Below are 7,467 nucleotides of genomic sequence, written 5' to 3' on the forward strand. Positions count from 1 at the left end.
GCACTCATCATCAGACTTGCCTTTGGGCTCATGGCGCGGCGGCAGCGCGCGATCGAGTCCGCAACGATGGTTCACCCCAGTAACTGAAGTGATCTGCTTACAGTCCTTCCACCTGGATTCCGTTTTCAGCCAGCCACGCTTTGCGGCTTCTCCAGTCCGGCAAATGCTGGTCAACCTTGATCCAGAATGCCGCAGAGTGATCGCGATGATGCGCATGCGCTAGTTCGTGGACAACAATGTACTGGGCGATGCGCGGTGGGAGAAGAATAGCCTTCCAATGGAAGAATACTCTTCCGTCAACTCCAAAGGATCCCCAGCGGAAGCCGAGATCCTGCACCCTTACCTCTTTGACGTCCACGCCCATGAGGTTTGCCTGCTCGGCTACCTGCCTCTCAAACCATTGCTGCGCCCGTCGCGCATACCAGGACACGAACACCTCTCTCCCGCGGTATACGGAACTCCTTCGCAGACAGAAGCGGCCGTTCTTGAGGTGCAGATCGACCAACTGTCGATCGATCAAGCGCAGTCGGTAGCTCTTTCCTAGATACAGAAAGCCTTCGCCGTCTACGAACTCCTTTACCGGAGCACGTTGCTGAAGCCTGGCCTTATCCGCGAGCTTGGTGTGAACCCAGAGGAGCTTCTCCTCCACGAACTGGACCAGTTCTTGGTCGGCCACCTTGGAGGGGGCGACGATGAACAGCTCGCCTGTCCGCTCGACTGTAATTTGGACAGTTTTCCGCCGATCGCTCCGTAGGACTTCGAACGATAGACCGTCAACCTCAAGTCGGTGATCACTGTTCCGGGCAGGTTTGCCTCCGGTCCGGATAGGGGACAGCGGCAGTGTCGGCATCAAGCAGCCCTCAGTTTTTCGTCGTTGGCCTTTGCCTGTTGCATGAGCTGATCTGCCAGAGCTTCGGCGTCGGAGACGCTAAAGCCCTTCAACTGCTTGTCAAAAATGAGCTCGAAAATCTCGGATCGTAGGTTCTCTTGATCCGCCATCTTGAAGCTGCTCCAGATCGAACGATTAGCACAGATCTCCTGAATTATGAGGTCTACTATTTCCATGGTCATCTGGTGGATCACATGCAGGTCCTCCTTGGGGGGCGCCTCGTCGGCCGAATAGGCCTCAAGCACTGTCCGAAGGAAAGGAACATAGACGTCTGGTATATCTGCGGAGGCTTTATCAGGAGGCTGGACTGCTGAGCAAAGCTCATCAATGATTGCCTGCAGTTGCTCAATAATCTGGTCCCATTGCTGTCCGAAGCCGTCGAGAATCTGGTTCAGACGTTCGGACATTTTCTTGAACCGCACCGGGTCAGTTTCAAGGTTCTTCCGGATATGGGAACGGATCGCATGCTCCATCTCCGATGCCTTTGCTCGACTACTGGGCGCTTTCCCCAGCTGATTCTCGAACTCAGCATCGGTCAATTGAACGGGAGGGATTTTGGGGTCGATCCCGAGGGAAATCACGTGATCATCAATTAGCTTGCGCACCTTGGCCCCAACATCCGATCCAATGATCATAACATCGCGGTACCTATTTCTGGCCCGAGCGTGAATGTATGCAAGGCGCTTTGCGTCCTTGACGAAGGGCAAGCCTTCTGGACGGGGAAGTACAATTTCTAGTGATTTCAGAAAATCCTTGAGCTTCACCGTGAATTCGGCTCGTGCTTTCTCAGTGGATAATACGTTCAGGCAGGCTTCGTCATTGGATAGATCGTCCATGCCTGCGCGCCGGAAGATGTCGACGACGCGAATGTGGCGATCCCGCAGAACCGGGATTTGGTCGTTCAGGCTAGCTAGCGCTCCATCGACGTCTTCGTCGGAGTAGGCAGCCAGGGCGGCCTTAAGGTGGTGAGCGACGCCGAAGTAGTCGACCACGATCCCGCACGTCTTGCCGAACCCGGTGCGGTTCACACGTGCGATCGCCTGCAAGAGCTCCGCTTCGCGGATGGATCGGTCCAGATACATCACACCCTCGATCGGAGCATCAAAGCCGGTCAGGAGCATCGATTTGACAGTCAGGAAGGCCAGCGGATCGGCCTTGGTTGGGTCTTTGTGGAAAAGAGGCTTCTTGAACCGCTTGATCCGCGTCTCCTGCGCGGACCCTTCGGTCCATTTTTTCCAGCTGGCATCGTCGTTGTTGCCGCTGGACATGACGGCAGCGAACTCGATTTCCTTGAGTATTTCGCGATAGCGCCAAGCCTGCACCAATGCCTGCAGTCTTACAGGTTTTGTGCACAGCACTTCGTCATCCATCGCCTTATCATGGTCCGAGAGCGCGGCCGCCTCCGCCAAAAACTCATCACGGGCCTCGAGAAAGGCTGCATGGTACCGGACCACCGCCGTCCGGCTGTAGCACACGACTTGAGCCTTGTAGCCGTTGGGCAGCAGATTGGTCACGTAGTGCCGCAGCATGTCGCGGGCTTTTTCGGCGATCAACGCGGGCGCTTCGAGAATATTGCCCTTCGTCGCGTACTTCTTACGGATCGCCTCCAACTCTTCGTCGGATCGTCCGCGGAACATGTCCTCGAACAGCCCGTCCAGAGTTGCGCCATCCTTGACCGCACCCTCTGCGGTTCGGCCCTCATAAAGCACCGGGACGGTGGCGCCATCGGCTTCGGACTCCTTGATCGTGTACTTGTCGATGAACTCGCCGAAGATCTGAGTAGTGCGCTTCTTCTCGCCCATGATGATCGGCGTTCCGGTGAAGCCGATGCGTGCGCAATTCGGCAGCGCCGCCAGCAGGTTCGCGTGCAGGTCGCCCGCCTGCGTACGATGCGCCTCGTCGACCACGACCAGGATCGTTTCGTCCTCGTTCAACACCTCGAAGGCTGGGCCCTTCGTGACCTCGGCCACATCCTCATCGGTGCGGTACTTCTGGATCGTGGCGAAGATCAGCCCCGGCCCCTTGCGCCTCGCCAGCTTCTTCAGCGATCCTGCGCTTGTCGCCAGCTCGACCACGTCGCCGGACAGGTCCGCGGTCTCGGACAACTGCCGCTGCAGGTCGCGGCGGTCGGTGACCATGATGACCTTGAATTTCCGCAGGCCCAGGTCCGTCCGCATCTTGCGGATCATGAACACCATCGTGAGGCTCTTCCCCGAGCCTTGGGTGTGCCAGACGATGCCGCCACGGCGGTCGTACTCGCCATCCTGTATGCGGATCTTTCCCGTCCGCAGCCGTTCCAGCGCACGGTTCACGGCGCGGTACTGCTGGTACCGGCAGACGGTCTTGATGGTCTGACCGCCGACATTCATGAACAGCAGAAAATGCCGCAGGATATCGAGCAGATGCGCGGGGCGCAGCATGCCGGCGACAAGGCGCTCCTGTTCGGACAGCCCCTTCTTGCCGAGCGCGTCGGTTATGTCGTCCTCGGAGCCCGCTCCATCAGGCCCGACCACGGTCTTCCACTGCCCGTAATGCTCCAGCCCCGCACCGATGCAGCCCACGCGCGCCTGGTCGAAACTCGTGGCGATCAGCAGCTGGACAGAGGAGAAGAGCGCGGGCGCGCCTTCGTTCTCTTCGACCTCCAGCGCCGACTTGCGGGCGTTGTGGTAACGCCGGAGCTGCTTGGCCGCCTCAGCCAGCGGTTCGGGAATGCCGGGGCTTTTCGCCTCGACCACGACCAGGGGAATGCCGTTCACCAGAAGAACGAGGTCGGGGATGATGAAGCCCTTGCCCACGTCATGCCCGGGCGGGCAGTCCACGCGGAACTGGTTCGCGACGGTGAAGCTGTTGGCCTCCGGGTCGTCCCAGGCGATGTAGCGGATGGTCTGGCCGCGCCCGCCGTCCCAGCCTGGCAGGCCCTCGACCGTCAGGCCCTTGAGCAGAAGATGGGTGACCGCCTGGTTCGCCTCCATCAACCCGCGCTGCCCGTGCCTGGTCAGCGCGCTGACGGCCTCGGAGAGGCGCGCATCGTCGAGCCAGGGCTGGCCGTCGGGGCCGGAGTTGATGGCGCGCAGACGCTCGCGCAGGGTGGCTTCGCTGATGACCTCCTTGAAGCTCGTGCGCCCCGTCAGCGCGGGGTCGTCCCTGGTGCCCGTCTGCGCCTGCCAGCCCATGGCAACGCACTGGTCGATGAAGGGCTTCTCGACGTCCGTGTATTCGTGCCCCATGACCAGACCCTCGACTTACAACAGCGGCGTGACCGGCACCCGCCCGGTGAGCAGGTCGTCCATCAGACCGGATTTTGCGGCGCGCAGCTTTCGCAGCTCCTGCTCATTGCGACCGATATTGCCTTCCATCTCAAGCAGGATTTCAGCCGAGCGATCCTGTTCACCCTTGGGCGGCAGAGAGATCACGTATTTCTTGAAGAATGACAACCCGATGGTCTTGATCGTGCTACCCATTGCGATTGCTTCGAACTTTGGCTTCTCTCGTTGAAGCAGGTAGTAGAGAAATACATGGTTGAGCCTCGGACTGCAGCGCCAAGCCATAAAATGCTGGCTCACCGCCATTTCTGAGGCAAGAATAGCACTTTTACCAATGCCAGCATCGCGAGAAAGGATGACTGTATTCTCAGGATGCCGAACGGCGGATGAATTCGCAAGTCCGGCTTCACTGATCTCTTTGTCCGTCTCCGAAATATACACTTGATCCAGACGATGAGAGTCTGCCAATGAGACCCATTTGATCCCACCGTTCCAGTAGGATGCAATCGACTTGCTTGGGGTATGACCGCTGCCGCGTTGCGCCACGTCATCGAGAAGGCGATCCTCCCACTCCTTGGGCATCCAGCCGAGCGGGGTTTGTTTGTAGAGGTGGGGGGCCTCGGGCTGTGGGGGGCGGAGGTCTCCGTTGGCGTCGATGCCGCGCGTCAGCAGGTCATGCAGCAGCCCCTGCTTCATCGCCTTCAACTTGGCCACCACCGCCTCGGTCCCCCGGATCGCCGTGTCCAGCGTGTCGAGGACTTCGGCGATCTTGGATTGAAGTGGAACGGCCGGAACCGCCAAAGCCAACTTTGCCAAGGACGCCTTGTTGAAGGTGGCACCCTTCACAGCGGTGTCTGTCACAGCAGTCGCGGCCGCTCTCGGGAGGGAAAAGTAAAGCCAGCGGTGGTCTACTCGCCCATGGAGTGGCTGAAAAATTGCGATTGCCTCATTGCAATACATCAGCCGCTTAACAATTCCAGCCTTACCGACGCTCAGTTTGAAACTCATTACCAATGTATCGGGCGCGATAGCCTTAACGTTGCTGCTTCGCGCACCAAGATCGGTGATGTGCTCTTTGGTTTCGAAGAGATATTTCTGCTTCATGTCTGCTATTGAAAGCCAGGCGTGACCGTCAGGCGGCTCCGCCCAGAAGGCTGGAACGCTTCGTGATGGCGTTCCGCCTATGTTTATCTCACACAGGTCGGCCAGTTTTTCAGTCGGCCAGTTGTGGAGGTGAGTGTCAGACATACCCCAACCCCCTCAGAAACCCTGTGAGCTTCTCGGTCGCCTGCGCCCGGGCGTCTTCGATCTCGGTCAGGGTCACGCGATACTTGTCCCACCAGGTCTCGAACGCCGCCACGATCTGGCCGCGCTGCGCCGCGATGTAGCGGGTCAGGATCTTCTCCATGTCGTCATGCAGGATCTTGAGCAGCAGGTCGGCGGCCTCCTGCGGTGACAGACCGTCCACGCCCTTGTTGAGCTCGGCGGCAAACTGCTCGCGCTTGGCCTTGAGCGTCTTCTTGACCTCGGTCAGCTGCTTCTTCCAGCGCTTGATCTGCGCCTCGTCCAAGGGCTCCGCGTCCTCCTCTTCGTCTCCCTCTTCGTCCTCCTCCGGCTTGGCGGTCGCGGCCTTGATCTGAGCATCGAGTTCCGCCTTCCGCGCCTCGAGCTCGGCGATCTCGCGCACGAAGTCGCCCATCAGGAAGGCGACAAGCTTGTGGTCCAGCGGGCTTTCCTTGTGCCCTTTGTCCTCGAGCGCCGTCACGATGGAGGTGCGCCAGGCATCGACCACGCCGCGCGTGTCGCGCGCCATAAGCGTGAGGAAGTCGAACCGCGACTGGTTCCAGAACTGCGCGATGATCCCGCGCACGGTGAAGGGATCCAGCACGGCCAGACTTTCGAGCGTTTCGGAGAAGCTGGAGAGCAGTTCATCGCGCAAGGCAATGAGGGCGGCGGGGTCTTCATGCCCGGCAAGCGCGGTGATGTTTTCGGTGTGGGCGTCCCACCAAGCGTTAAAATTTTCCCAGATCTCGGCCTCGCGCGCCATGAGCCCCGCGTTGTTTTCGATGGTAGGCTTGATGTCGGCTTTGGTGGTCACACGGCCGATGAAATCCAGATAGCGGTCATCGCGCGGGGTCAGCAGGTCCATCGGGTCCAGTCCGTGGGACTGGAATAGCTCGGATTTCGCCACGACCTCGGCCTTGGGGATGCCGCCAACGAGGTGCGCACGCACGTCATGCGGCTCGGGCGGCGGAGCGTTATCGGCATAGCGGCGGATGTTCAGGTTCCAGTCGTTCTCCTTCAGCATGTCAATGTCGACAATGGCGGAGAAGCCGGGGATCTCGCGGTATTCTTCGAAGGTGGTGACGATCTTCTCGATGTGCTCGGGCAGCAGGTGGTTCTGCGCGCGGCCCTCGAAATACTCGCGATCGGCGTTGATGAAGAGCACCTTCCCCTGGCGCTCCTTCGTCTTGCCGGAGACGAGGTTCGCACCGTGGTGGACGCGCTGGCGCAGGATGATGATGCAGGCCGGAATGCCGGTGCCGTAGAAGAGGTGCGGGCCGAGGCCAATGACCGCCTCGATCTGGTCGTTCTCGATGATCTTCTGGCGGATCTTGCCTTCATCCCCACCGCGGAAGAGGACTCCATGGGGCATGACAGTGGCGACCATGCCGCCGTCACGGGTGACGTGCAGCATGTGCTGCAGGAACATGAGGTCGGCCTTTTTCGAGCCGAGTGGCACCTCATGAAAGAAGCGCTCACGGAACTTGGGCTGCCACGCGTAATCGCCGGACCGATCCTTGTCTTTCGAGCCCCAGTTGATCGAGAAGGGTGGATTGGTCAGGATCCGGTCGAAACGCCGTAGCTCACCGTTTTCGACGTGCTGGGGCTCACCCAACGTGTCCTCGTTGCGAAGATCGGCGCTGCTGATGCCATGCAGCAGCATGTTCATCTTGGCGATGGACCAGACGGTGCCCGCGTTCTCTTGGCCGAACAGGTTGGCTTTGCGGCCGTCCTGACCGTGCTCGTCGATGTATTCCTTGGCCGCAATCAGCATGCCGCCGGAGCCGCAGCACGGATCATAGATGTCGTGCTCGAGGGTCGGCTTGAGCAGACGTACCATCATTCGCACGACGGAACGGGGCGTGTAGAACTCCCCGCCCTTTTTGCCAGCGGAATCGGCAAATTCTCCGATCAGATACTCATAAGCAGCGCCTAGTGTTCGCCACCTGACACAAGATTCCCATCGGCGGCTTGATGTGCCATATTCGGGGCATGAGACGCAGTGACATCTGCCTTTACCTTGGCCCCGCC

At 59.7% G+C, this 7,467-nt stretch carries 4 protein-coding genes; all 4 read right to left on the reverse strand.

The annotated features are described in order from the left end of the window. Positions 1–97: 97 nt before the first annotated feature. Positions 98–850 carry a M48 family metallopeptidase gene (locus M8744_RS10165; protein ID WP_251414681.1) on the reverse strand — a complete coding sequence of 251 codons (753 nt, stop codon included), beginning with the start codon at positions 848–850 and terminating at the stop codon, positions 98–100. Next, a complete protein-coding gene (locus tag M8744_RS10170; RefSeq protein ID WP_251414683.1) occupies positions 850–4,116 on the reverse strand; it encodes a type I restriction endonuclease subunit R in 3,267 nt (1,088 codons plus the stop codon). The genes M8744_RS10165 and M8744_RS10170 overlap by 1 nt, the downstream gene beginning before the upstream one ends. Before the next feature lie 15 nt (positions 4,117–4,131). Continuing rightward, on the reverse strand, positions 4,132–5,400 hold the full coding sequence (locus tag M8744_RS10175) for a restriction endonuclease subunit S (RefSeq protein WP_251414685.1): 1,269 nt from the start codon (positions 5,398–5,400) through the stop codon (positions 4,132–4,134). Then, positions 5,393–7,467, reverse strand: a 2,075-nt coding sequence (locus tag M8744_RS10180) for an N-6 DNA methylase (protein ID WP_256474242.1), incomplete at its 5' end; no start/stop codon positions are given. The genes M8744_RS10180 and M8744_RS10175, both read right to left, overlap by 8 nt.

Source organism: Lutimaribacter degradans (assembly GCF_023703375.1).
Classification (GTDB): Bacteria; Pseudomonadota; Alphaproteobacteria; order Rhodobacterales; family Rhodobacteraceae; genus Lutimaribacter; species Lutimaribacter degradans.

Excerpts from the sequence above, each read along its gene's own strand:
- M8744_RS10165 (WP_251414681.1), bottom strand. The coding sequence starts at position 850 with ATGCCGACACTGCCGCTGTCCCCTATCCGGACCGGAGGCAAACCTGCC.
- M8744_RS10170 (WP_251414683.1), bottom strand. The coding sequence starts at position 4,116 with ATGGGGCACGAATACACGGACGTCGAGAAGCCCTTCATCGACCAGTGC.
- M8744_RS10175 (WP_251414685.1), bottom strand. The coding sequence starts at position 5,400 with ATGTCTGACACTCACCTCCACAACTGGCCGACTGAAAAACTGGCCGAC.